Source organism: Bradyrhizobium retamae (assembly GCF_001440415.1).
Classification (GTDB): Bacteria; Pseudomonadota; Alphaproteobacteria; order Rhizobiales; family Xanthobacteraceae; genus Bradyrhizobium; species Bradyrhizobium retamae.
Genome location: NZ_LLYA01000140.1, coordinates 1 through 1,163 on the forward strand (window position 1 = coordinate 1; position 1,163 = coordinate 1,163).

The following is a 1,163-nucleotide window of genomic DNA, read 5'->3' on the forward strand; positions in this document are numbered from 1 at the left end:
TGGCTGGGATTGATCTGCTCACCGGCAAGGTCCACGCCCTTGTCAAAGATCGCCATCGCAGTCGAGAGTTCGTCGAACTCCTCAGGCTTATCGATGACGCCTATCCGCCGAACACTGCGATCAAGTTGATCCTCGACAATCATTCCGCGCACATCTCGCGAGAAACCAGAGCCTGGCTCGCCACTCGACCAAGCGGGCGCTTCGAGCTCACCTTCACGCCCAAGCACGGCTCATGGCTCAATCTCATCGAGGGATTCTTCTCCAAGTTCGCCCGTTCAGTCCTCCGCCACATCCGGGTGGCCTCAAAACACGAACTCAAGGAGCGCATCATGACCGGTATCGACGACGTCAATCGCCATCCGGTCATCCACACGTGGTCCTACAAACTCGCCGACGCCGCCTGATATGATTCGAACCAAGAAAACGCTAATCTAGAGGACCTGGAACGGGTATTGGCGTGAGGAGGTCATGAGGATTCTGGGCGCTGGAGCAACTGGTTCCATCGTCTCCAAAAAATGATCCATTGCCAGCTTCATGGTTCTTTCCGCGATCGTCTGTATGCAGGAGCGCCGCATGATGGCGTTCAAGAGTGGGGTATCTCGATGTTAAGCGCGGCGCGTAACGCCCGGAGGGAGAACTTCGAGATTGCCAACACCTTCGTCCCGGCAGGGAGGACGATTAGCTAACGCGCGCGGAACGTTGTCACCGTTTCCAACTGCCTCGCGAGGTATAAGGAGCCCTCGAAAACTCCGCAGGCGGGAAGTTGATCCGGCTCGCGCTCGAACCGGATCAGCTTAATCGCACCTGTCCATAGATCGCGAGCACGTACTCGCCAATCATTCCTAGGAAAACAACTGAAAGCCGGCCATAAAGGAATAGGGCGCGACGATGATCGTCATCATGCCTGATTCTGCGAGCGGCCTGTAGAAGATGAGATTGATAGAAAGATTGCCAGCGCGTAGAACAAGCTCGCTGAGGCCAGTATGAAGCCGCCAAACACGCCAAACCGAACTGGTCGTCCGTGAAGAATTCCCAAGCCGTTGATTTGGAATCCTGAAACGGCGTTTTGCCGTAAGTGGATTTGCCGGAAAGCGGGGCTTTGGAGCGGGATTCCTTGCAAACTTGATTTGTGATTCACTCGCCCCCAGAACCGGCATTGGCGA

General features: G+C 55.6%; 2 protein-coding genes. One reads left to right on the forward strand and one right to left on the reverse strand.

The genetic code is table 11. The features are described from left to right. A partial coding sequence (locus CQ13_RS16605) for an IS630 family transposase (protein WP_156433716.1) occupies positions 1–404 on the forward strand: 404 nt, incomplete at its 5' end. A 438-nt stretch (positions 405–842) separates the two neighbouring features. On the opposite strand, the gene CQ13_RS45010 is transcribed toward CQ13_RS16605, so the two are convergent. Next, positions 843–1,163 (reverse strand): hypothetical protein (locus CQ13_RS45010; RefSeq protein WP_210183073.1); only part of this gene is annotated, 321 nt, incomplete at its 5' end.